The sequence below is a fragment of the Nocardiopsis sp. NPDC007018 genome, from assembly GCF_040635075.1.
GTDB lineage: Bacteria > Actinomycetota > Actinomycetes > Streptosporangiales > Streptosporangiaceae > Nocardiopsis.
In genome coordinates, this window is record NZ_JBEYHA010000007.1 from 148,170 (window position 1) to 169,690 (window position 21,521).

The window sequence follows — 21,521 nt, forward strand, 5'->3', positions numbered from 1 at the left end:
CACCGCGTGAGGTGGAGGTGCTGGTGGAGGTGGCCCGGGGGGCCAGCAACCGTGAGGTGGGGGAGGCGCTGTTCATCTCCGCGAAGACGGTGAGCGTGCACCTGAGCAACGCGATGGGCAAGCTGGGAGCGGCCAACCGGACGGCGGCGGTGGCCCGGGGCCGCGAACTCGGCCTGCTCTGATCCGGACCGAGCCCGACCGGTCGTCCCGGAGCCCGGCCGCGCGACGCACCGGTCAGGGGGTCGGCGGCTCGACCGCGCCCTGGGTGTCGCCGTGCATGGCCGCGTACACGAGCTCGGCGTACCCCTCCAGGGCGTCGGCGCACGCGCGCAGCCGCTCGGCGGCCTCCCGGGCCTCGGGCAGGGCGAGGACGTCGCGCCGTCGGAGGTCGCGGAACCAGCTGCGCGGGCGTTCCAGGCTCTGTTCCCCCTCCAGTTTGGCGGAGGTGGACTTCTCCTTGGTGATCTCCTTCGCGATCTCGGCCTCGAACCGGCCGCAGTCGGTGGCGAACGGTCGCGCAGCCCGTCGTCGGACGCGGGAACGACCGGGGCCGGATCACCGCACGCGACGGGGGCGCGGCCGGACTCGGCTCGGCCGCGGCCGCCCTGGTCGTGCTGGCCCTGGCCCCGAACCGGTGACGCTGACCGTGGCGGCCGTGGCCATCGGACTCAAGGTCGGGACCGTCACCCCGCTCGCCTTCGCGCACCTGGCCGAGAACACGCCGGAGGAGCGGCTGGGCCGCACGATGGGCAACGCCGAGCTCGGCAGGGAGGTCGGGGACGCCGGAGGGCCGCTCGCCGTCGGCGCGATCGCGGCCGCCACGAGTCTGCCGATCGCACTCACGGCGCTCGCGGCGGCCGGTCTGGCCAGCGGAGTCCTCGGGAGGGTGGCGCTCCGGGACGACGGACGGGTCAGGCCCGCGAACCCGCCCGGCTGATCCGCGCCAGGGAGGCCTCGACGTCGACCCGCTCGGTCGGCCGGTTGTAGGGGAGCTTCGAGAGCAGGTGGGCCATCGCGCAGGTGTTCGTGATCCCGGCGAAGGCCAGCCCGGCGCCCACGAACGCCGCCACGAACACGGCGGGGGTCCACACCAGGCTCAACAGCGCCGCCACCAGGACGACCGTGCCGGCGACCAGGCGCACCTGGCGGTCCAGGGCCCAGCGCTCGGGCCCGTGCACCGAGGGCCCGTCTGCGGCCGCCCAGGCGTTCATCCCGCCGGTGAGCACCACGGCGTCGTCCAGCCCGGCGGCGGCCAGCCTCAGCCGGGCCCGTTCCGCCCGGGGGCCGGACTGGCACACCAGCACGATCGGCTCCGAGGCGTCCCGGGCCACGCGCCCGGCGTGGTGGTCCAGCTCGCCCAGCGGGAGGTTGACCGCCCCGGGGATGTGCGCGCCCTCGAACTCGGCCGGGGTGCGCACGTCCACCAGGAGCGGGGCGGACCCGCTGTCGAGCCGGGCTCTGACGGTGGCTGCGTCGACGGAAACGCTCATGGGTGTCTGACTCCAGAAGGGGAGAAGGGATGTCGACAGGTATGGTAGGAATTATACCCCCCGGGGTACGTGACGCGCTTGTCACCGATTCCGGGAATATCCCCCTCTGTGGAGTTGGATGCGAGCTGATCCTGGTCAGAGCGTCGGCAGGTACCTCTGGAGCTCGTACGGAGTCACCTGGCGGCGGTAGGAGTTCCACTCCGCCTTCTTGTTGCGCAGGAAGAAGTCGAAGACGTGCTCGCCCAGCGTCTCGGCGACCAGCTCACTGTTCTCCATCAGACGCAGCGCCTCGTCCAGGCTCTGCGGGAGCGGCCTGATCCCCAGGGCGCGGCGCTCCGCGTCGGTCAGCGCCCACACGTCGTCCTCGGCGCCCGGCGGCAGCTCGTAGCCCTCCTCGATCCCCTTCAGCCCGGCCGCCAGGATGACCGCGTACGCCAGGTACGGGTTGGCGGAACTGTCCAGCGAACGGATCTCGATCCGGCTGGAGTTCGACTTGCCCGGCTTGTACATCGGTACGCGGACCAGCGCCGAACGGTTGTTGTGCCCCCAGCAGATGTAGGCCGGAGCCTCACCGCCCATCCCCGCCGAGGCGGCCGGGTCGTCCCAGATCCGCTTGTACGAGTTCACCCACTGGTTGGTGACGGCCGCGATCTCGTCGGCGTGCCGCAGCAGACCCGCTATGAACCCGCGCCCCACCTTCGAGAGCTGGTACTCGGCACCGGGCTCGTAGAAGGCGTTGCGGTCGCCCTCGAACAGCGACAGGTGCGTGTGCATGCCCGACCCCGGGTACTGGGTGAAGGGCTTGGGCATGAAGGTGGCGTACACGCCCTGCTCCATGGCCACCTCCTTCATCACCAGACGGAAGGTCATGATGTTGTCGGCGGTGGTCAGCGCGTCCGCGTACCGCAGGTCGATCTCCTGCTGGCCCGGCCCGCCCTCGTGGTGGCTGAACTCCACCGAGATCCCCATGGCCTCCAGCATGTTGATCGCGTTGCGGCGGAAGTCGTGGGCGCTGTTGTGCGGGGTGTGGTCGAAGTAACCGCCCGAGTCGTTGGGCTCGGGGAACTCCCCGTGCTCGGGGAACTTCTTCAACAGGTAGAACTCGATCTCGGGGTGCGTGTAGAACGTGAACCCGAGGTCGGAGGCCTTGCCCAGCTGGCGCTTGAGCACGTGCCGGGGGTCCGCCGGGGACGGCGACCCGTCGGGCATGAGGATGTCGCAGTACATGCGCGCGGTGCCGTGCGGTTCGTTGCGCCAGGGCAGGACCTGGAAGGTGGAGGGGTCGGGCTGGGCGAGCATGTCGGCCTCGTACACGCGGGCGAAGCCCTCGATCGCCGAGCCGTCGAACCCGATGCCCTCGGAGAAGGCCGCCTCCAGTTCGGCGGGCGCCACCGCCACGGACTTGAGGTACCCGAGCACGTCGGTGAACCACAGCCTCACGAACCGGATGTCACGCTCCTCCAACGTGCGGAGCACGAATTCCTGCTGTCGATTCACGATCAACCCTCCTCGATGCCGGTCGGTCCCGGCCCGGTCCGCGCACGCGCGCGGGCACCCGGAACGGTGTCCCGGGGCCAGTCTGCCGTGCGGATATTTCCGGGGTATTTCCGCACACGCCAAGACGCCTGCCCGGTCCTCCCCGCACAGGCATTATGACCGTTGGGAGAGGGGGTTCGGGACGGTCCCCGACAGGCCGAGTTCCCGGGCGCGCGCCCCGGCGGTGGCGCGGTTGGGCACACCGAGCTTGCCGAGGATGTTGGACACGTGCACGCTCGCCGTCTTCGGGCTGATGAACAGCGCCTCCGCGATCGCCGCGTTGGTCGCGCCCGTGGCCAGCAGACGCAGCACCTCCGTCTCGCGCGCGGTCAGCCCGGCGGGCGCCGGAGGCGGCACCGCGTCGCCCGCCAGCCCCGCGCCGAGCCTGCGGGCGAGGTCCTCGGCGGCGCGGGCCAAGGGTGACGCACCGCACTCGGCGGCGACCGCGTGGGCCAGGCGGACGAGGTCCACGGCGCGGGCGCGGTCCCCGACGCCGACCAGCGCCTCCGCCTCGCGCAGTCGCGCCCGGGCCAGGTACAGCCGCAGGGGCGTGGCCTCCCACCGGGCCACCGCCTCGGACCACAGCGCGGCGAGTTCCTCGGGCACGGCCCCTTCCGCCTCGGCGAGCAGCGCCCGTACCGACGCCGCGTACGCGGGACGTACGGCGCCACTGACCTGGAGCCTCTCCGCCGTTGCCCGGACCAGTCCGGCCACGGTCCGGGCCCGCTCGACGATCTCCGGCGCTCCGTCGGGTGCCACGCGCCCCTGTTCCCGGCCCAGGAGCACGGCCACGGCCATCTGTTCCATCAGCGGCCACGAATACCCGGGGGAGCGCTCCAGGGCCACGCGTTCGGCCACCTCCAGGGACAGCGACAGGGCTTCGGCCAGGTCCCCCTCGGCCAGTGCGGCGTCCAACATCGCCATGCACCCCAGCTGCACGACGTTCATGCGGTGCGCCTCCAGCATGGAACGGTCGCCCCGGGGGCCCGCCCCGGCCCGCGCCGCCGCGACGTCGCCCATCGCGGCGGCGGCCCTGGCCTCCACCGCCTGGATGAAGTAGACGTTCTTGTGGTCCCACTGGTCACGGACACGGTTGTTCCGGAACAACGCGCGGGTTCCGGGCAGGTCACCCATCTCCAGGAGGATCTCGGCCCGGTTCTGGTAGTTGAACGCCTTGCGTACCGGGGTCCAGCCCAGGGCCTCGTGCCGGGCCAGGGACTCCTCCAGTACCCGTAGCCCGTCCTCGTGCTGACCGATCTCGCGGAGGAAATGGCTGAGATTGCCCGCCCCGCGTGCCTCCAGGTAGGGCTCGGCCAGCTCCTTGGCCGCCTCGATCCCCCGTTCCAGCAGGGGGCGCCCGCGGTCGGCGTCGCCCTCCTGCATGAAGGCGCCGCCCAGGGTGATCAGAGCGTCCGCGGTGGCGATCCGATCGGTGGGGGAGTCGCTTCCGGCGGCCGCGATCGCCATCTCGGCCAGGGCGAGGGGGCTCCTTCCGGTCGCGGCGAGCTCGTGCAGGATTCTCCGGTTGGGGGTGTCGGTCCGGTCCTCGCGGGCCAGGGCGCACTCCCGGGCCAGGATCGCCAGAAGCTCACCGTACCCCGGCATGTCCGCCGGATGGAGCTCCAGGGCACGGACCAGGTCGGGGATTCCGCTTCCCCGCACGTCGTAGGCGCGGGCCTCACCGCGCTGGCGCAGAAGTACCGCCCGGGTGGCGCGGGTCGCGGCGTCCTCGGGCTCCTCGGGCAGGGTCGCCAGCGCCTCGTCGACCAGCTCCAGCGCGCGCCGGTTGCGGTGGGCCGAGAGCGCCGCGTTCGCGGCCCGGCTCACCACCTCGGCCCAGCTGAGCCCCTGCACCCTGTCGCTGGGGTCGGGAACCCGGTCCCACAGGGACAGAACGCGCTCCAGCATGGTCAGCCGCTCCGCGAAGGCGAGCGTCTTCCTCGCCTGGATCGCCGCCCACCAGGCCGCCTGCATCGCCCGCGGCAGGTCCTGCGCCGCCTGGTAGTGGTGCGCCTGTTCGGAGGCGCGGCGGTCGACGGGTACGGCGTCGGGGTGCTCGTCGATGAGCTGGGCGAACCGCAGGTGCAGCCGGGAGTGCGGTCCGGGCAGGATCTCCTCGTGCACGGCGTCGCGCAACAGCGCGTGCCGGAAGCGGTACCCGGTGCGCTGGGGGCGCAGCACGTTGGCGTCCACCAGGACGTTCAGCGCGGCCTCCAGCTCCTTCTCGGGCAGTTCGGCCGCGCGGTGGAGCACCTCGTGGTCGATGCCGTCGGCCACGGCTCCCACCGCCGCCACCCGCAGGACGTTCAGGGTGGTCTCGTCGAAGCGGTGGACCGGTTCCAGGAGCAGGTCGCGGAAGTGGTCGGGCAGGTCGGGGTCGTCGTCATCGGGACAGGACTCGGCGGAGGCCAGTGCCTCCACGAACAACGGAACGCCCTCGCTGCGCCGGAAGAGCGTGTCCAGGGCGTCGCGCCCCAGTTCCTCACCACGGATGGCGGTGGCCTGGAGGCGCACCTCCTCACGAGTGAACGGCTCCAGTACGATCCGGCCCACACCGGGCAGGCGCTCCAGCTCGGGCAGCAGGCGTCGTAGCGGATGGGACCGGTGCAGGTCGTCACTGCGGTAGGTGGCGACGACCTGGGTGCCGGGGCGGCTGAGGTTGCGGGCCAGGAACACGAGGAGGTCCCGGGTGGCGCCGTCGGCCCAGTGGAGGTCCTCCAGGACCACGGTGATCCCGTCGTCCCCGGTGACCTGGTCCAGCAGCCGCAGGAGCTGCTCGAAGAGGATGCCCCGGTTCTCCTGGCGGTCCGACGACGGCTCACCCAGTTCGGGGAGGAGCCGGGCGAACTCGCCCACCCCTCCCGGCGCGGCCGTGGCGAAGGGGGCCGGACCGCGTTCGCGCAGGATCTGGCGGAGCACGGCGGTGAAGGGCGCGTAGGACAGGCCGTCCACACCGAGTTGCAGGCAGGCTCCGACGAACACCGTCCCGGCGGGACGGGTGGCGGCGAACTCGGTGACCAGCCTGCTCTTGCCCACCCCCGCGTCACCGCCGACCAACAGGATCTCCGGCGGTCCGGTGCGTACGCGCTGGGCCTGGTCGGCCAGGAGGCGGAGGTGCCTGCGGCGCCCGACGAAGACGGGGCTGGTATCGCTGAACAGGGGCATACCGCCCATTATGCTCGCCCCGGCCGCGGGCGTTCCCGGTCGCTTCCGGCCCTTCGGTCCTCACGCTGGCGGCGGGCCCGGCGGCGGAGCTCGGCCTGGCGGAGCCGCTCCCGGCTGAGCGCGTGGGCGGTGGCGGTACGCAGGTCGTCGAGTGGCATGTCGGTGTCCGTTCCGTGGTGGTCGATGGTGGGGGTGCGGTGCGGGGTCAGGAGGCCCGGCGGCGGCGCTCGGCGGCCTTCTCGCGGGCCCGGGCGCGGGCCTCGGCCCTGGCCTGGCGCGCCGCCGTGAGCTGTTCACTGCGGCGGGCGGCGGCCTCGGAGCGGGCGCGGTCGTTCGTGAGGAGCGGGTCGGGGTGGAACACGGTGCTGTCCTCGGGCTCTGCGGCGGGACCCGTGTCCCGCCCGACGGCTTCCACGATCCGGCTGAGAACCCGGTCGGCGCATCGGGAGGAATCAGTGGATCGGACGCCAAAGCGTCGGACGACGCCCTAAGAGGGGCGGGAACCGCCCTAAGAGCCCTCCCGGGTGCCGCCGATTCGCCAAACGCCCCGGCGCTTCCTTGACTCCGGTGGCTCGGGCCGGGCAAGTGTGTGGAGGCTGGGCGTCTCCTCTCGGAGGTGCTCCGGCCAGCACTGATGGCGGATCTCAGGAGGTCGTGGGATGACACGGGTCGCTTGCGGGACCGATCGGCGGGACGCGTGCGGGCGAAGGGTCGCAGGGGTCGCGGCGGGGTTGGTCGTCGCCGTGCTGTGCGCCGCTCCGGCCGTCGCGGACGGCGGCGGGGCCGGTGACACGGGCACGGTGGGCCTGTCGTTGTCCGGGGCGGACCCGGCACCGCTGCCCGGGGACGAGGTGGTCTACCGGGCCACCGTGGTCAACGGGGGAGGGGACCCGGTCGAGAGGGGCCTGCTCGCCCAGCACGTCCCCGAACCCCTGGTGGTCGGGGAGGTCGGCCAGGGCGGGATCGTGGAGGAGGGCGTGGCCAACTGGCTGGTGGACCTGCCCGAGGGCGGAGAGGGCCTGTACACCGTGCGCGTCCTGGTTCCCGAGGACGCCGAACCGGGGGAGCGGGTGGTGAGCACGGCCTGCCTGCTGGTGGACCGGGACGCCGAACCGGTCGCCTGCGCGAGTGACACCCTGGTGGTCGGCGACCACACGGTGGCCTCCCGGGTGGGGGCGCTGATGGACCGGGACGGCCTGGTCCGCGCGGCGGGTGTGGGAGTGCTGATGCTGCTGGTCTGGCTGCTGTGGCGTCAGTGGGGAGCCGCCCGCAGAACCTGACGCCGCACCCGGTGTCCGATTTGTTACGTCAGGGCGTCAGTAAGACGGAGGGAAGAACTACAACGCGTAGTAGTCTGGGGGTATGGACTTCCTTTACTCCGCGCTCGTGTTCCTCCACATGATCGGCCTGGCCGGGATCATCGCCGGTTTCCTCATGCAGCTGATGACCGACAACGTCAAGGCGACCAAGGTGCTGCTGCACAGCGCCCTGCTCCAGTTCGTCACGGGCCTGCTGCTGGTCGGCGTGGCCGAGATGGGCGACATCACCGAACTCAACCACGTCAAGATCGGCGTGAAGCTCGTCATCGCCCTGTCCGTCGTGGTCGTCGGTGTGCTCAACCTGCGCAAGCCCGCGAAGAACCTGGCGATCATCGCCGGTGTGCTCGCCATCGTCAACATCGGTCTGGCGGTCTTCTGGTAGGCGCCGCCCGAGCCTTCCGCCCGACCCGCCCGCACGGGTCCGCCGGGGGCGGTCCGGAACACGTTCCGGGCCGCCCCCGGCTTTCGTGTTCGAGAAAAATCTTGCAGGCGCTGACGTCCAGATCAGAGGCGCGTTTCCGCTTCCTTGCGGGGTGACGGGCTGTTCATGGGGTGTTCACAGGCGAAGGGCGTTCTGTTACCTTCGTCACCTCAATGCAAACTCTTGCGGAAACTGCAAGAGAATGCGGCGGGGCAGCGTGGCCCCGCGGCACCTCCCCCCAAGGAGCGCACATGAGAACACCCCGTATCGGCGCCCTCGCCGGGGCGGCCCTGATGGGAGCCGCCCTGCTGGCGGTCCCCGGACCGGCCGCCTCCCACGACGCCGCCCCCGTCTCCGCCCAGGACCCCGTCCCCGCCCAGAACGGCAACGCCGACACCATCGTCCACCTCTTCCAGTGGAACTGGGACTCCGTCGCCGCCGAGTGCGCCGACTTCCTCGGCCCCGCCGGATACGGCGGGGTCCAGGTCTCCCCGCCCCAGGAACACGTCGTCGTCCCCTTCTCCGAGGGCGGCAACTACCCATGGTGGCAGGACTACCAGCCGGTCTCCTACCGCGTCGACAACACCCGCAGGGGCACCGCCGAGGACTTCCAGGAGATGGTCTCCACGTGCGCCGACAACGGCGTGCGCATCTACGTGGACGCCGTCGTCAACCACATGACCGGCCCCAGCGACGGCCCCTCCACCGGCAGCGCCGGTACCGGATGGGAGCGCTACGAGTACCCCGACCTGTTCGGCGACGGCACGGCCGCCTACTCCTACGGCGACTTCGGCCCCTGCTACGACACCATCGAGAACTGGAACGACAAGGACGAGGTGCAGAACTGCCAGCTCCTCGACCTGGCCGACCTGGACACGGGCTCCACGCACGTCCGCGACCAGATCGTCCGCTACCTCAACGGGCTGGTCGCCATGGGCGTGGGCGGGTTCCGGGTGGACGCCTCCAAGCACGTCCCCGAGGACGACATGGGCGCCATCATCGGGGCCTTGGACGAGGTGCCCGGCTTCGGCGGCGCCCCGAGGGTCTTCCACGAGGTCTACGGCGACCAGACCATCCCCTACACCGCCTACACGCCCTACGGCCAGGTGACCAACTTCGACTACAAGCGCTCGGTCGCCTCGGGCTTCGCCAACGGTGACATCGCGGGCCTCACCGACATGCCCGACCACGGCGGGCTCACCTCCGACGAGGCCGTGGTCTTCGTCGACAACCACGACACCCAGCGCTACGAGCCGACCCTCACCTACGTGGACGGCGGCCGCTACTACCTCGCCACCGCCTTCATGCTCGCGCACCCCTACGGCACCCCCGTGGTGATGTCGAGCTACGACTTCGAGGGCAACGTGACCGAGGGGCCGCCCAGCACCGGCGGCCAGGACGGCAATCCGGCGGGGTGGATCACCGCGGACAGCGACTGCTCCAGCGCCGAGTGGGTCTGCGAGCACCGCAACGAGGCCGTCAGCGGCATGGTCGCGTTCCGCGCCGCTGTGGGCGGCACCGGGATCACCGAGCGGCTCCGCGACGGCTCCTCCCGTGTGGCCTTCGACCGGGGCGAGGCCGGGTTCGCCGCCTTCAACGCCTCCGGCGACCCCTGGACGCTGACCGCTCCCACCTCGCTCCCCGATGGCGAGTACGACAACGCCTCCGGTCCCGGCGGGGCCACCGTCTCCGGCGGCCGGATCAGCGCGACCGTCCCCGCCGACGGCGCCCTGGCACTGCACGTGGGCGGCGAGTGCGAGCAGGACTGCGGTGGCGGCGACCCGGGTGAGCCCGGTGACCCCGACACCCTCACCGCGACCGTCGAGACCGTGCCCGGGCAGGAGGTGTACGTGGTCGGTTCCACGCCCGAGCTGGGGTCCTGGAACCCGGCCGACGGCGCCCCGCTGAGCACCGACGCGTCCACCTACCCGCAGTGGTCGGGCCGGGTCGCCCTCGGCCCCGACACCGAATGGAAGCTGGTCCGGGTGTCCCCGGGCGGCGGTGCCGACTGGGAGCCCGGCGACAACCGGGTCGGCCCGGCCGCCGCCGTCACCTGGGGGCAGCGCTGAGACCGCCGGGCACCCCCGCCCCCTCGGGGGTGCCCGGTCCGGCTCACTCCGCCGAGGCGTCCTCCAGCGGCGCCGGGCAGGTCCCGCCGGGCTCCACCGCGAGCTCGTAGTGCCACACCTCGTTGGCGTAGGTCTGGCAGAGGCCGAACCGCGCCCCGTGCCGGGCGAACCAGTACGCCGCGTCGGTGCGGCCCACGTCCACCGCCGCCCCTGTGACATGGGACGAGTCCTCCGGGGAGGCCACCCACCGGGCCGCCTCCTCCTCGCTCCCGTACACCTCCACCGCCGCGTCCCGCAGGAACCGCTGGTAGCGCTCGCTTCGCCAGCCGCTGGTCACCACCGTGCCGATCCCGTCCTCCTCCAGCGCTGCCGCCGCGGCCTCGCGCACCGCCGCCAACAGCTCGGGGTCCAGCCCGGACAGGGCGGGCACGTCGTCACCCGGGTCCAGACCGCCGCCCTCGGGCACGTAGCCGTCGTCGTCGCCCAACGGGCTCAGCCGTGTGACCGGCAGGCTCTCCGACCAGGTGCGCCCCGACGGCCCCCCGGAGGACCCGCCCCCACCCGCCGCGCCGTCACCGGCCCCGGCGGTCGCGCAGCCCGCGAGCAACAGCGCGGCCGTGACCGCGGCGGCGGTCAGAACGGTCGGTCGACTCCCCATGGCACGCCCCCCTCACCGGCCCGGACCCCGTGTCCGGCACCGAGGACCCAGGTCACCAGGGACGACGTTGCGCCGATGTGTGCCGCCGATCCAACACTTCCGCAACACCCCATCCGCCTAGACTGGGCCGCCGACCGAGTGACGGGGGAACCACATGCGCGTACTGGTCGTCGAGGACGAGGTCTTCATGGCCGAAGCCCTCCAGGCGGGACTGCGCCACGAGGCCATCGCCGCCGACGTGGCCCTGGACGGCGACGCCGCGCTGGAGCGGATCGGCGTCAACGACTACGACGTGGTGGTCCTCGACCGCGACCTCCCCGGGACCCACGGAGACCAGGTGTGCGCCGTCATCGCCCGCGACCACCCCGGCACCCGCGTGCTCATGCTGACCGCCGCCACCCGGCTCCGGGACAAGGTGGACGGGTTCTCCCTGGGCGCCGACGACTACCTCACCAAACCCTTCGCCGTCGAGGAGCTGGTCGTGCGCCTGCGCGCCCTCGCCCGGCGCCCCACGGCAGCCGTCCCGCCCGTGCTGGTGAGCGGCGACCTGAGGTTGGACCCCTACCGCAGGGAGGCCTACCGCTCCGGCCGCTACCTGCGTCTGCCACGCAAGCAGTTCGCCGTCCTCGAACTGCTCATGCGGGCCGACGGGGGAGCGGTGAGCGCCGAGACCCTCCTGGAGAAGGTGTGGGACGAACACGCCGACCCCTTCACCAGCGCGCCCCGGGTGACGGTGTCGCAGCTGCGCCGGGTGCTCGGCGATCCGGACCCGATCGTGACCGTCCCCGGGGTGGGCTACCGTCTGGTCGCCCCCGGAGCGGACGTGTGAACGGCGCGCCGGTGCGGGTCAGCGCCCGCCTGCGCCTCACCCTGGGGTACGCGTTCTTCCTGGTCGTGGCGGGCCTGGCCGTGCTGGCCGGGGTGTACGTGGTCGTGCGGTACGTGCCCAACTACCCGCTCACCCCCGCCAACCCCAGCGACCTGGGACAACCCGTTCCCGCCCGGCCCCAGATCCTGGAGGCGCTGGTCCGGGTCTCCGGCGGCGTCCTCCTGGTCCTGGCCGTGTTCGGGCTGGTCGGGGGGTGGTTCCTGTCCGGGTGGGTGCTGCGCCCCCTCCAGCGGATCAACGACGCCGTCCTGGTCGCCGCGACCGGGAACCTGGGGCACCGGGTGGCGCTCACCGGCCGCAACGACGAGTTCCGGCAGCTCGCCGACGCCTTCGACCACATGCTGGACCGCCTCCAGGACGCCTTCGAGGCCCAGGAGAGGTTTGCCGCCAACGCCTCCCACGAACTCCGCACTCCGCTCGCCGTCAACGCCACCCTCCTGGACGTGGCCCGGCGCGACCCCGGGGGACAGGACTACCCGCGCCTGCTCGAACGGCTGGACCTCACCAACGCGCGGGCGATCGGCCTCACCGAGTCGCTGTTGCGGCTGGCCGACGCCAACGCCGTCACCGCCGTGTCCGCCCCCGTCGACCTCGCCGCCCTGGCCCGCGACGCCGTGGACGAGGGCGAGGAGGAGGCGCTGGGCCGGGGTGTTCGGGTGGAGCGCGCGCTCCACCCCGCCCCGACGGTCGGCGACACCGCGCTCCTCGCCCAGCTCGCCGAGAACCTGGTGCGCAACGCCCTGCGCCACAACACCCCCGGACCGGACGGAGCGCGCACCGCCCTGGTCTCCACCGGGCGCGACCCCCGCACCGGTGACGCCGTCCTGAGGGTGGAGAACACCGGCGCCGTGTACACGCCGGAGGCCGCCGCCCGCCTGCGCGAACCCTTCCTCCGGGGCGCGGGTCGGGTCGGAACCGGCCAGGGCCACGGTCTCGGCCTGGCCCTGGTGGACCGGGTCACCAGGGTGCACGGCGGCACCCTCGACGTGCGCCCGCGCGGGGCCGATCGGGGCGGGGGGCTCGCGGTCACGGTCACGCTCCCCGCCGGGGGCGCCGCTCAGTCGTCGTAGAAGGCCCGCTCCATCACCGCGCGCGCCCGCCGCGTGGTGCGCAGGTAGGCCTCGGTCAGCTGCTCCGCCGGTCCCTCCGGCTCGGGGCCCTCCACCGCCGGGCCCTCCTCCTCTGCCGTGCCGTCGCCGTCCGAGTCGTCCTCGTCGGCGCCGTACCCCATGGCCTGGGCCAACGCCGCGCGCACCCGGGGATCGTGCGGGATCGAGTCACCGGCCCGGCCGCGCACCAACATCACCATGCCGCGCACCCGAGAGGCCAGCCGCCACGACCGCTCCAGCGCCACACCGTCGTCCGCGGCCAGGAAACCGTGCGCCACCGCCACGCCCAGGGCCGGGAGCGTCTGCGGGGTACGCAGGTCCGGGAACTCGTGGGCATGCCGCAACTGCACCAGCTGCGCCACCCACTCCACGTCCGACAGCCCGCCCCGGCCCAGCTTCGTGTGCAGGGTCGGATCGGCGCCGCGCGGCAGCCGCTCGGCCTCCATCCGGGCCTTGAGCTTGCGGATCTCCACGACCGCGGAGGGGGAGACCCCGCCCTTCGGGTAGCGGATCGGGTCGATCAGCGCCACGAACGCCGAACGCAGTCCCTCGTCCCCGGCGATCGGCCGCGCCCGCAACAGCGCCTGGCTCTCCCACACCTGGGACCAGCGCCCGTAGTAGGCGGCATAGGAGTCCAGCGTGCGCACCACCGGGCCGCTGCGGCCCTCCGGGCGCAGGTCGGTGTCGACCTTCAGCGCCGGTTCGGCCTGCGGCATCTCCAGCAGCCGGGCCAGCTCCCGCACGATCGCCATGGCCTGCCTGGTGGCCGCGTCCGTGTCCACCCCCGGCATCGGGTCGTGCACGTACATGACGTCGGCGTCGCTGGCGTAGGTGAGTTCCCCGCCGCCGAACCGGCCCATCGCGACCACGCACACCCGTGTGAGTTCCTCGCCGCCGGACTCGGCCACCACCTTGGTGTAGGCCGCCCGCAGCGCCGCGTCGATGGTCACCGCCGCGATCCCGGTGAGCGCCCGGCCCACCTCCTCCACCGAGCACACGCCCAGCAGGTCGGCGGCGGCCGTACGCAGCAGCTCCCGGCGGCGCAGCGCGCGCACCGCCGACACCGCCTCCTCCGGGGTGTCGTACCGGCGCAGCGCGGCGTCGGCCTCGGCCATCAGCGTCCGGGTCTCCCGCCGCCGCAGGTCGGCGTCGTCGCCCAGCATCGCCACCGCCTCGGGGGCGCGCAGCAGCAGCTCGGTCACGTACCGGCTGGTCCCGAGCAGCCACGCCATCCGCTCGGCCACCCGGACGTCGTCCCGCAGGAGCCGCAGGTACCAGGGGGTGGTGCCCAGGGCATCGCTGACCTGCCGGAAGCCGAGCAGCCCGGCGTCCGGGTCGGGGGAGTCCGCGAACCAGCCCAGCATCACGGGCAGCAGGGTGCGCTGGATGGCGGCCCGCCGTGACAGCCCCGACGTGAGCGACTCCAGGTGACGCAGTGCCCCGCGCGGGTCGACGAACCCCAGGGCGCCGAGCCGTTCCACCGCCTGGTCGGCGGAGAGCCGGATCTCGTCTTCGGGCAGCGCCGCCACCGCGTTCAGGAGCGGTCGGTAGAAGAGCTTCTCGTGCAGGCGGCGCACCTCTGCCGACACCCGCTTGCGGGCGCCGGTCAGCTCCCTCTCGGCGTCGGTCGGGTAGCCCAGCGCGCGGCCCAGCTGCCGCAGCCGTGCCGGGCCGTCGGGCGCCTTGGGGTCGGGCATCAGGTGGGTCCGGCGCAGCCGTTCCAGCTGGAGCAGGTGCTCCACCCGGCGCAGGAAGCGGTAGGCGTCGGCCAGGCCGGCCGCGTCCCGTCGGCCCACGTAGCCGTGCTCCGACAGCGCGGTCAAGGCCTCCAGGGTGTTGCCCGAGCGCAGCCGGTCGTCCGAGCGGCCGTGCACCAGCTGGAGCAGCTGCACCGAGAACTCGATGTCGCGCAGGCCGCCCGGACCCAGCTTGAGCTCGTGCTCGGCCTGGCCCGCGGGGATGTGTGCCACCACGCGACGGCGCATGGCCTGCACGTCCTCCACGAAGTCCTTGCGGGCGGAGGCCTCCCACACCAGCGGGGCGATCGCCTCCGCGTACGAGCGGCCCAGCGCCACGTCCCCGGCGATCGGCCGGGCCTTGAGCAGGGCCTGGAACTCCCAGGTCTTGGCCCAGCGCTCGTAGTAGGCCAGGTGCCCGGACAGCGGCCGCACCAGCGGACCGTTGCGCCCCTCCGGCCGCAGCGCCGGGTCCACCTCCCACAGGGTGCCCTCGGCGTCGGTCTGCGCCGGTACGCGCATCATCGCCGTGGCCAGCCGGGTCGCGGCCCGCTGGGCCTCCTGGTCGTCGGCGGGGAGCCCGTCGTCGCCCGGGGCGGGTTCGGCCACGAACACCACGTCCACGTCGCTGACGTAGTTGAGCTCGCGGCCCCCGCACTTGCCCATGCCGATCACGCTCAGACGGCACAGCGCCGCGTCCTCGGGAGCCTCCGCGCGGGCCAGCGCCAGGGCCGCGTCCAGGAGCGCCGCGGCGAGGTCCGACAGTTCGGCGGCGACCTCCTCGACGGTGTTGACGCCGGTCAGATCGCGTCCGGCCAACCGCAGGACCCGGCGGCGGTAGGCCACCCGCAGCGTGTGCCGGAGCGCCTCGACGGGGTCGCCGTCGTCGCCCTCCCCCAGGGAGAGGTCGGCCACCGGCGCCGCGTCGTCGGGCCGCGCGCCCACGGTGTGCAGCAGCCCGTGGCGCAGCTCCTCACGGTCCGGTGTGCGCGCCGCGTCGGCCCCGCGCAGCTCGCGCCAGTCACCGGGGTGGCGCACCAGGTGGTCGGTGAGCGCGGTGCTGGCACCCAGGACCCGGCTCAGCCGGGTCCGCAGGTCCCGTTCGTCCCGCAGGGCCGCGCGCACCTCCTCCGGGTCCGGTGCGGCCTCCAACAGCCGGAGCAGCCCCAGCAGAGCCTGGTCCGGGTCGGCGGCGGCCGCGAGGGCGCCGATCACCTCGGTGTCGGCCCGGGCGTCCAGCCCGGCCTCCTCCACCAGCCGCAGGGCCCGGGTGCTGTCACTGAAGCCGCGCCGAGCGAGTGCTCCCGCTGTCATGTTGCTCTTTCCGTCCCATGCCACGCGTCCACGGTAGCCGTCCCGGGAGCCCGGCCCCGGAACCGGCTCGGGGCCGGTACCCGAACTGGATACCGGCCCCGAGGGGGTGTCGCCTAGATGTCGTAGTAGAGCTCGAACTCGCGCGGGTGGGGGCGCAGACGCAGGGAGTCGATCTCCTCGGTGCGCTTGTAGTCGATGTAGGTCTCGATGAGGTCCTTGGTGAAGACCCCGCCCTCCAGCAGGAACTCGTGGTCGGCCTCCAGGGCCTCCAGGGCGGCATCCAGGGACGCCGGGACCGTCTCGATCGCCGCGGCCTCGGCCGGGGGCAGCTCGTACAGGTCCTTGTCGACCGGCTCCGGCGGCTCGATCTTGTTCTTGATGCCGTCCATACCGGCCATCAGCATGGCCGAGAAGGCCAGGTACGGGTTGGCCGAGGGGTCGGGCACCCGGAACTCGATGCGCTTGGCCTTCGGGTTGGACCCGGTCAGCGGCAGGCGGATGCAGGCCGAGCGGTTGCGCTGGCTGTAGACCAGGTTGATCGGGGCCTCGTAGCCCGGCACCAGGCGGTGGAAGGAGTTCACCGTCGGGTTGGTGAACGCCAGCAGTGCCGAGGCGTGCTTGAGCAGACCGCCGATGTAGTGGCGGGCCGTGTCCGAGAGCTGGCCGTAGCCCGCCTCGTCGAAGAACAGCGGGGCGCCGTCCTTCCACAGGCTCTGGTGGCAGTGCATGCCCGAGCCGTTGTCGCCGAAGAGCGGCTTGGGCATGAACGTGGCGGTCTTGCCCGCCTCGTTCGCCACGTTCTTCACGATGTACTTGTACAGCTGGACCTTGTCGGCCTGCTCCAGCAGCGTGCCGAATTTGATGCCGATCTCGGCCTGGCCCGCGGTGCCGACCTCGTGGTGCTGGAGCTCGACCTCGATGCCCGACTCGATCAGCGCCCGCACCATGTCCGAGCGCAGGTCGCTGTAGTGGTCGACCGGCTCGACGGGGAAGTAGCCGCCCTTGAAGCGCGGACGGTAACCGCGGTTGCCGCCCTCGATCGAGGACCCGGTGTTCCAGGCGCCCTCGATCGAGTCGATCTCGTAGTAGCCGGTGTTCGCACGCGTCTCGAACTTGACGTCGTCGAAGATGTAGAACTCGGCCTCGGGGCCGAAGAACGCCGTGTCGGCCACGCCCGAACCCTTGAGGTAGGCCTCGGCCTTACGGGCGACGTTGCGCGGGTCGCGGCTGTACGACTCCAGCGTGAGCGGGTCGTGGACGAAGAACGTCATGTTCAGCGTCTTGTGCTTGCGGAACGGGTCCAGCACGGCGGTGCCCAGGTCGGGCAGCAGCAGCATGTCGGACTCGTGGATGGCCTGGAAGCCGCGGATCGAGGAACCGTCGAACATCTGACCGTCGGTGAACGTGGACTCGTCCACGTTCTCGACCGGGAGGGTAACGTGGTTCACGCCCCCGAACAGGTCCGTGAACCGGACGTCGAGGAACCTGACGTCCTCGTCTCGGATGTAGGCGAGCACCTCGTCGACGCTGCTGAACAAAACGGAACCTCCGTGCAGATAGCTGAGACGGCGGGTTCGCGCCCGCGTCGTCGCGGTCGTGTCGAACCACGCGCCGTCTCCCGGCTTCGTCTTCGAAGCTAGAAGTGCGTGATTTCCACGCCGTGTCTCGATTGTTTCCTGCATGTTACGGACCTCGTCGCCCGGGTGGACCAGTGGTCCCGTACCGGTGATTCCGCCTGTTTCAGGGCCAAACCGGTGTTCGGGAGCCTCGCGGAGTGACCGGCGCCACGCCGCCTCCGGGGGCGTGTCACCGTGCCCGGGCGGGCCCGAGCGCGGGGGGTGACGCGGGGCGGATACCGTGAAAAACATGAGCGACAAGAGCCGGAGCGGCGCCCCCACGGTCTCCGAAGACGACTTCCGTTACCGAGGCAACCGGCTGGGTCTGCCCGAGGACGGGAGCGGTTCGGTGCCCGGGGTCATGCGCCGCCTGGTCGGTCTCGCCCTCGACTGGGCCCTGTCCGCGATGCTCGTCTGGGCCGCGATCCGTCTCGGGTTGATCGGCCAGGAGCTGGCCGCCGCCGCGGCCGCCGGAGGCGACCCGGAGGCCATCGCCCTGACCAACTTCACGACCATGTCGACGCTGGTGGTGTTCGCGGCGATGAACCTCCTCCTGCTCACCCTGTTCGGCACGACCGTCGGCCGCCGTCTCGTGGGGGTGGGCATCACCGCCACCGGTGAGCGCTCCTGGCCCTGGTTCGCGTCCATGGCCGTGCGCACACTGCTGTTGTGCCTGGTGATCCCGGCCGTGGTCTACGACCGCGATACCCGTGGCCTGCACGACCGCGCCGCCGGTACCGTGGCCACCCGGTTCTGATCAGGCGCTCCCGACCCCGCCTTCCGGGTGCGCGGCGCGCACACGCGTGCGCACCCGTGCCGAGCTGCTGTTAGCATCCGTTCACGGCATTCCCGCGGGGACCCGCGACCTCGGGCCGCGCACCGTACGCCGACGCCCCACCGCTCGCACGGGTGCGCCGTTCGCACACACGCCCCGGGCGCCCCGACCCCGCCCCCTCACGGTCTCCTCGCACCTCGAAGGTTCGCATGGCTGGTAGACGCTCCGCCCCACGCAACTCCGGCGCCTTGGGCGCCGCGCGGTTGACCCCCGGACAGTGGATCGCGTGTGTCGCGACCGCACTGGCCATCATCGCCAGCCTGGGAGGGTACGGCTGGTACCAGGGGTTGATCGGCAACATCACGACCGCCCAGGTCGACACCGACGAGTGGGACCGGCCCACGAGCGTCGAGGGCGTCATGAACATCCTCATCATCGGATCGGACGTGCGCTCCGGCGAGAACGCCGAGTACGGAGAGGTCGAGGGCGAGCGTCCGGACACGATGCTCATCGCGAGCGTCAACGTGGACAGCGGGGCCGCCACCCTGGTGAACCTGCCGCGTGACCTCATGGTCGACCTGCCCGGCTGCGAGGCCGTGGAGGGGTACGAGGGCATGCAGGCCCAACAGGGCATGATCAACTCCGCCATGACCTTCGGCGGGGTGGGCTGCCAGTGGAAGGCGGTCGAACAGGTCACCGGTGTGCACCTGGACCACTTCCTCATGATGGACTTCGTCGGCTTCAAGGACATGGTGGACGCCATCGGCGGGGTGGAGATGTGCATCCCCGAGCCCGTGGACGACCCCAAGGCCCACCTGGTCCTGGAGGCCGGACTCCAGACCCTGGACGGCGAGGACTCGCTCGGGTTCGTGCGCTCCCGCTACTCGCAGGGGGACGGCAGCGACCTGTCCCGGATCGACCGCCAGCAGGAGTTCATGGGCGCGATGCTGCGCGAGGTGCTCAGCAGCGACGTCATGACCAGCCCGGTCACCATCACCCGGTTCCTGGGAGCGGTCACCGACTCGATCACCACCGACGAGGACCTGACCGTCGACACCATGGCCGACATCGCGATCTCGATGCGCGAGGTCGACCTGGACCGGGTCCAGTTCGTCACGGTCCCCAACGGCGCCCACCCCGCGGACCAGAACCGCATCATCATGCGCGAGCCCTCCGCCTCGGAGCTGTTCGAGGCGATCAACAACGGCGTGGACCTGGCGGGCGGCAAGGACGACGGGAAGAAGGACGACGACGGGGACGGGGCCGACGCGGTGGAGCCCGGCGACGTCTCGGTCCAGGTCGTGAACAACACCGCGGTCGAGGGTCTGGCTCTGGAGATCCAGGCGGTGCTGGTCCAGGACGGCTTCGTGGTCACCGGGGTCGGTAACCCCGAGACCCGCGCCCCCGAGGCGACCACGGTCTACCACGGGCCCGGCGACGAGGCGGCCGCGAGGCTGCTCGCGGGCACCCTCACCAACGCCACGGTGGAGGAGACCGAGGGGCTGGAGCAAACCCTCGAACTGGTCGCCGGGTCCGACTGGGAGGGCTTCGGCGCGTCCTCGTCCGAGAGTGACCTGTCCATCACCGACGACCTCGGCGGCGTGACCGCCGAGAAGCAGGAGAGCGCCTGCTAGAGGGCGACCGAGGCGTCAGGGGGGGGCGTCGGGCGGACACGGTCCCGCCCGGCGCCCCTGCTCGTGCGCACGGGGCGGGGCGCGACGCGGTCCGACGTACCGAGACCGTTCCGGTACCATCCGGGGGGTTACGTCCGAGTAGTCACGGGGAGCGTCCCGTGACGACCCCTTCGGGCGAGTCCTCCCAGTCACAGAACGGATCGCAGGTGTCCCCTTGGCCCCAAGAAACGTGTCTACGGCCGCCGCCGGGATGAGTCTCGGCAAGTGGGCGGCGTGCGGGATGACCGGCGTGGTCATCGTCGGAAGCCTGGCCGGCTACGGCGTCTACCAGGACGTGTTCGCCATCGACACCGCCGAGATCAACACCGACGGGTGGGGCGACCGCCCCGCCCAGGTGGACGGGCTGCACAACATCCTGCTCCTGGGAACCGACGAGCGCGCGGGCGAGGACGCCAGCTACAACGAGCTCCACGGCGTCCGCCCCGACGTCCTGGTGGTCGTCAGCATCGACGTGGACCAGGGCGGGGTGACCATGGTCAACCTGCCCCGCGACACGATGGTCGAGATCCCGCCGTGCGAGGCCAACGAGAGCGGTGACGGCTGGGCCGGGGGCGTGGACCAGATCAACCACGCCATGACCTACGGCGGCATGGACTGCCAGGGCAACACCGTGGAGACCGTCACCGGCATCCACCTCGACCACATGGTCCTGGTGGACTTCGCCGGGTTCGAGAACATCGTGGACTCCATCGGCGGCATCGAGATGTGCGTCCCGGAGCCGATCGACGACCCCAAGGCGCACCTGGTGCTGGACGCCGGGACGCAGCGGCTCGACGGGGAGCAGGCCCTGGGCCTGGCCCGCTCCAGGGACAGCACGGAGTCCAGGAGCGACCTGGACCGGATCGAGAACCAGCAGCGGATGATCGGCGCGATCCTGCGCGAGGTCACCAGCGGGGAGATCCTGTCGAGTCCGAGCTCCCTCTACGGCTTCCTCGACTCGGTCACCGACAGTCTGGTGACCGACGAGAACCTCACCAACGACAAGATGACCGAACTGGCCGTGGCCATGCGCGAGGTCGACCTGGGGCGGATGAACATGGTCACCGCGCCCGTTGTCGACTACGCGGCCAACCCCAACAAGGTCGCGCTGGAGGAGGGGCCCGCGCAGGAGCTGTTCGCGGCGGTGGCCGCGGGCGAGCTCACCACGGGCCCGGCCGACGACGAGGAGTCGGGTGCCGAGGACGACGGCGGGCCCGAGCCCTCCGAGGTCTCCCTGCGGGTCCTCAACAACACGGGGATCAACGGCCGGGGCAGCCAGGTGCAGGAGCTCCTGGTGGCCGAGGGCTTCGTGGTGACCGAGTCCACCAACCCGGACGTGCGGGCCCCCGACACGACCACGGTCTACCACGGTCCGGACCGGGCCGAGCACGCCGAGGTGCTGGCCTCCGCGCTGTCGGTCGCCGAGGTCGTGGAGGAGCCCTCCCTGGGGGACGAGCTGGAACTCGTCATGGGCGGTGCCGACTGGGACGGACTCGCCACGGGCGGCGCGGAGTCGGGCGGGGGGTCCGGCGCCCCGCTCGGCGACGTCGACACCACCTCGGCGGCCGAGGACGAGGTCACCTGTTCCTGAGCCCACCCCCGGACTCCTGAGCGCACCCCCCGGAGCGAGCACACGTCGAAGGGGCCGTCACACCAGGGCGAATTCTAGGAGTCGTCGCAACACGTAAGGTCAGTTGCTCGTTGTGAGCAGCTTGGCGAGGCGCTCGGCTGGGGTATCCCAGCCGAGCGTT

The 21,521-nt window shown here is 72.0% G+C and carries 19 protein-coding genes; 10 read left to right on the top strand and 9 right to left on the bottom strand.

Annotated elements, in window-relative coordinates; genetic code table 11:
- Window positions 1-11: 11 nt before the first annotated feature.
- A complete protein-coding gene (locus ABZ635_RS05760; RefSeq protein WP_357759468.1) occupies window positions 12-182 on the top strand; it encodes a LuxR C-terminal-related transcriptional regulator in 171 nt (56 codons plus the stop codon).
- Window positions 183-234: 52 nt separating this feature from the next.
- Here ABZ635_RS05760 and ABZ635_RS05765 read toward each other — a convergent pair whose 3' ends face one another.
- Window positions 235-477: a Chromate resistance protein ChrB gene (locus tag ABZ635_RS05765; RefSeq protein WP_357759528.1), complete on the bottom strand. Its 243-nt coding sequence runs from the start codon at window positions 475-477 to the stop codon at window positions 235-237.
- A gap of 178 nt (window positions 478-655) precedes the next feature.
- Here ABZ635_RS05765 and ABZ635_RS05770 point away from each other — a divergent pair, with 178 nt between their 5' ends.
- Entirely contained in the window at window positions 656-937 is a 282-nt protein-coding gene (locus ABZ635_RS05770) for a hypothetical protein (RefSeq protein WP_357759470.1), read from the top strand.
- Here ABZ635_RS05770 and ABZ635_RS05775 read toward each other — a convergent pair.
- From ABZ635_RS05775 to ABZ635_RS05795, 5 genes are all read right to left on the bottom strand, one after another.
- Complete coding sequence (locus tag ABZ635_RS05775; RefSeq protein ID WP_357759473.1) at window positions 912-1,490, bottom strand: rhodanese-like domain-containing protein; 579 nt, start codon at window positions 1,488-1,490, stop codon at window positions 912-914. The two genes, ABZ635_RS05770 and ABZ635_RS05775, sit on opposite strands and share 26 nt — an antisense overlap.
- Window positions 1,491-1,625: 135 nt before the next feature.
- Window positions 1,626-2,987 carry a glutamine synthetase family protein gene (locus ABZ635_RS05780; RefSeq protein ID WP_357759476.1) on the bottom strand — a complete coding sequence of 454 codons (1,362 nt, stop codon included), beginning with the start codon at window positions 2,985-2,987 and terminating at the stop codon, window positions 1,626-1,628.
- A gap of 153 nt (window positions 2,988-3,140) precedes the next feature.
- On the bottom strand, window positions 3,141-6,200 hold the full coding sequence (locus tag ABZ635_RS05785) for an AAA family ATPase (protein ID WP_357759478.1): 3,060 nt from the start codon (window positions 6,198-6,200) through the stop codon (window positions 3,141-3,143).
- Window positions 6,200-6,349 (bottom strand): hypothetical protein, encoded by a 150-nt coding sequence (locus tag ABZ635_RS05790; RefSeq protein WP_357759481.1) that lies wholly within the window; start codon window positions 6,347-6,349, stop codon window positions 6,200-6,202. The genes ABZ635_RS05785 and ABZ635_RS05790 overlap by 1 nt, the downstream gene beginning before the upstream one ends.
- 47 nt (window positions 6,350-6,396) lie before the next feature.
- Window positions 6,397-6,552, bottom strand: a complete 156-nt coding sequence (locus tag ABZ635_RS05795; protein ID WP_357759484.1) for a hypothetical protein — start codon at window positions 6,550-6,552, stop codon at window positions 6,397-6,399.
- A 298-nt stretch (window positions 6,553-6,850) separates the two neighbouring features.
- Here ABZ635_RS05795 and ABZ635_RS05800 point away from each other — a divergent pair, with 298 nt between their 5' ends.
- The 3 genes from ABZ635_RS05800 (at window position 6,851) to ABZ635_RS05810 (ending at window position 10,000) form a co-directional block, all read left to right on the top strand.
- Window positions 6,851-7,471 carry a hypothetical protein gene (locus ABZ635_RS05800; RefSeq protein ID WP_357759487.1) on the top strand — a complete coding sequence of 207 codons (621 nt, stop codon included), beginning with the start codon at window positions 6,851-6,853 and terminating at the stop codon, window positions 7,469-7,471.
- Between the two features lie 82 nt (window positions 7,472-7,553).
- Window positions 7,554-7,892, top strand: coding sequence for a hypothetical protein (locus ABZ635_RS05805; RefSeq protein WP_357759490.1), 339 nt, complete (start codon window positions 7,554-7,556; stop codon window positions 7,890-7,892).
- A gap of 290 nt (window positions 7,893-8,182) precedes the next feature.
- Window positions 8,183-10,000 (top strand): carbohydrate-binding module family 20 domain-containing protein, encoded by a 1,818-nt coding sequence (locus ABZ635_RS05810; RefSeq protein ID WP_357759493.1) that lies wholly within the window; start codon window positions 8,183-8,185, stop codon window positions 9,998-10,000.
- A gap of 43 nt (window positions 10,001-10,043) precedes the next feature.
- Here the strand turns inward: ABZ635_RS05810 and ABZ635_RS05815 are convergent, their stop codons facing one another.
- Window positions 10,044-10,658 carry a M15 family metallopeptidase gene (locus tag ABZ635_RS05815; RefSeq protein ID WP_357759496.1) on the bottom strand — a complete coding sequence of 205 codons (615 nt, stop codon included), beginning with the start codon at window positions 10,656-10,658 and terminating at the stop codon, window positions 10,044-10,046.
- A gap of 154 nt (window positions 10,659-10,812) precedes the next feature.
- On the opposite strand from ABZ635_RS05815, the gene ABZ635_RS05820 reads away from it, so the two are divergent.
- Both ABZ635_RS05820 and ABZ635_RS05825 read left to right on the top strand, forming a co-directional pair.
- Window positions 10,813-11,487 carry a response regulator transcription factor gene (locus tag ABZ635_RS05820; RefSeq protein ID WP_357759499.1) on the top strand — a complete coding sequence of 225 codons (675 nt, stop codon included), beginning with the start codon at window positions 10,813-10,815 and terminating at the stop codon, window positions 11,485-11,487.
- Entirely contained in the window at window positions 11,484-12,617 is a 1,134-nt protein-coding gene (locus tag ABZ635_RS05825) for a HAMP domain-containing sensor histidine kinase (RefSeq protein ID WP_357759501.1), read from the top strand. The genes ABZ635_RS05820 and ABZ635_RS05825 overlap by 4 nt, the downstream gene beginning before the upstream one ends.
- Here ABZ635_RS05825 and ABZ635_RS05830 read toward each other — a convergent pair.
- Window positions 12,605-15,706, bottom strand: coding sequence for a bifunctional [glutamine synthetase] adenylyltransferase/[glutamine synthetase]-adenylyl-L-tyrosine phosphorylase (locus tag ABZ635_RS05830; RefSeq protein ID WP_357759531.1), 3,102 nt, complete (start codon window positions 15,704-15,706; stop codon window positions 12,605-12,607). The genes ABZ635_RS05825 and ABZ635_RS05830 overlap by 13 nt on opposite strands.
- Before the next feature lie 113 nt (window positions 15,707-15,819).
- Window positions 15,820-17,244 carry a type I glutamate--ammonia ligase gene (gene glnA, locus ABZ635_RS05835; protein WP_357759504.1) on the bottom strand — a complete coding sequence of 475 codons (1,425 nt, stop codon included), beginning with the start codon at window positions 17,242-17,244 and terminating at the stop codon, window positions 15,820-15,822.
- Between the two features lie 328 nt (window positions 17,245-17,572).
- On the opposite strand from glnA, the gene ABZ635_RS05840 reads away from it, so the two are divergent.
- The 3 genes from ABZ635_RS05840 to ABZ635_RS05850 all read left to right on the top strand — a co-directional run bounded on the left by ABZ635_RS05840 (window position 17,573) and on the right by ABZ635_RS05850 (window position 21,361).
- On the top strand, window positions 17,573-18,079 hold the full coding sequence (locus ABZ635_RS05840) for an RDD family protein (protein WP_357759507.1): 507 nt from the start codon (window positions 17,573-17,575) through the stop codon (window positions 18,077-18,079).
- A gap of 227 nt (window positions 18,080-18,306) precedes the next feature.
- Window positions 18,307-19,731: an LCP family protein gene (locus tag ABZ635_RS05845; RefSeq protein WP_357759508.1), complete on the top strand. Its 1,425-nt coding sequence runs from the start codon at window positions 18,307-18,309 to the stop codon at window positions 19,729-19,731.
- Between the two features lie 229 nt (window positions 19,732-19,960).
- A complete protein-coding gene (locus ABZ635_RS05850) occupies window positions 19,961-21,361 on the top strand; it encodes an LCP family protein (protein ID WP_357759511.1) in 1,401 nt (466 codons plus the stop codon).
- Window positions 21,362-21,521 lie beyond the last annotated feature (160 nt).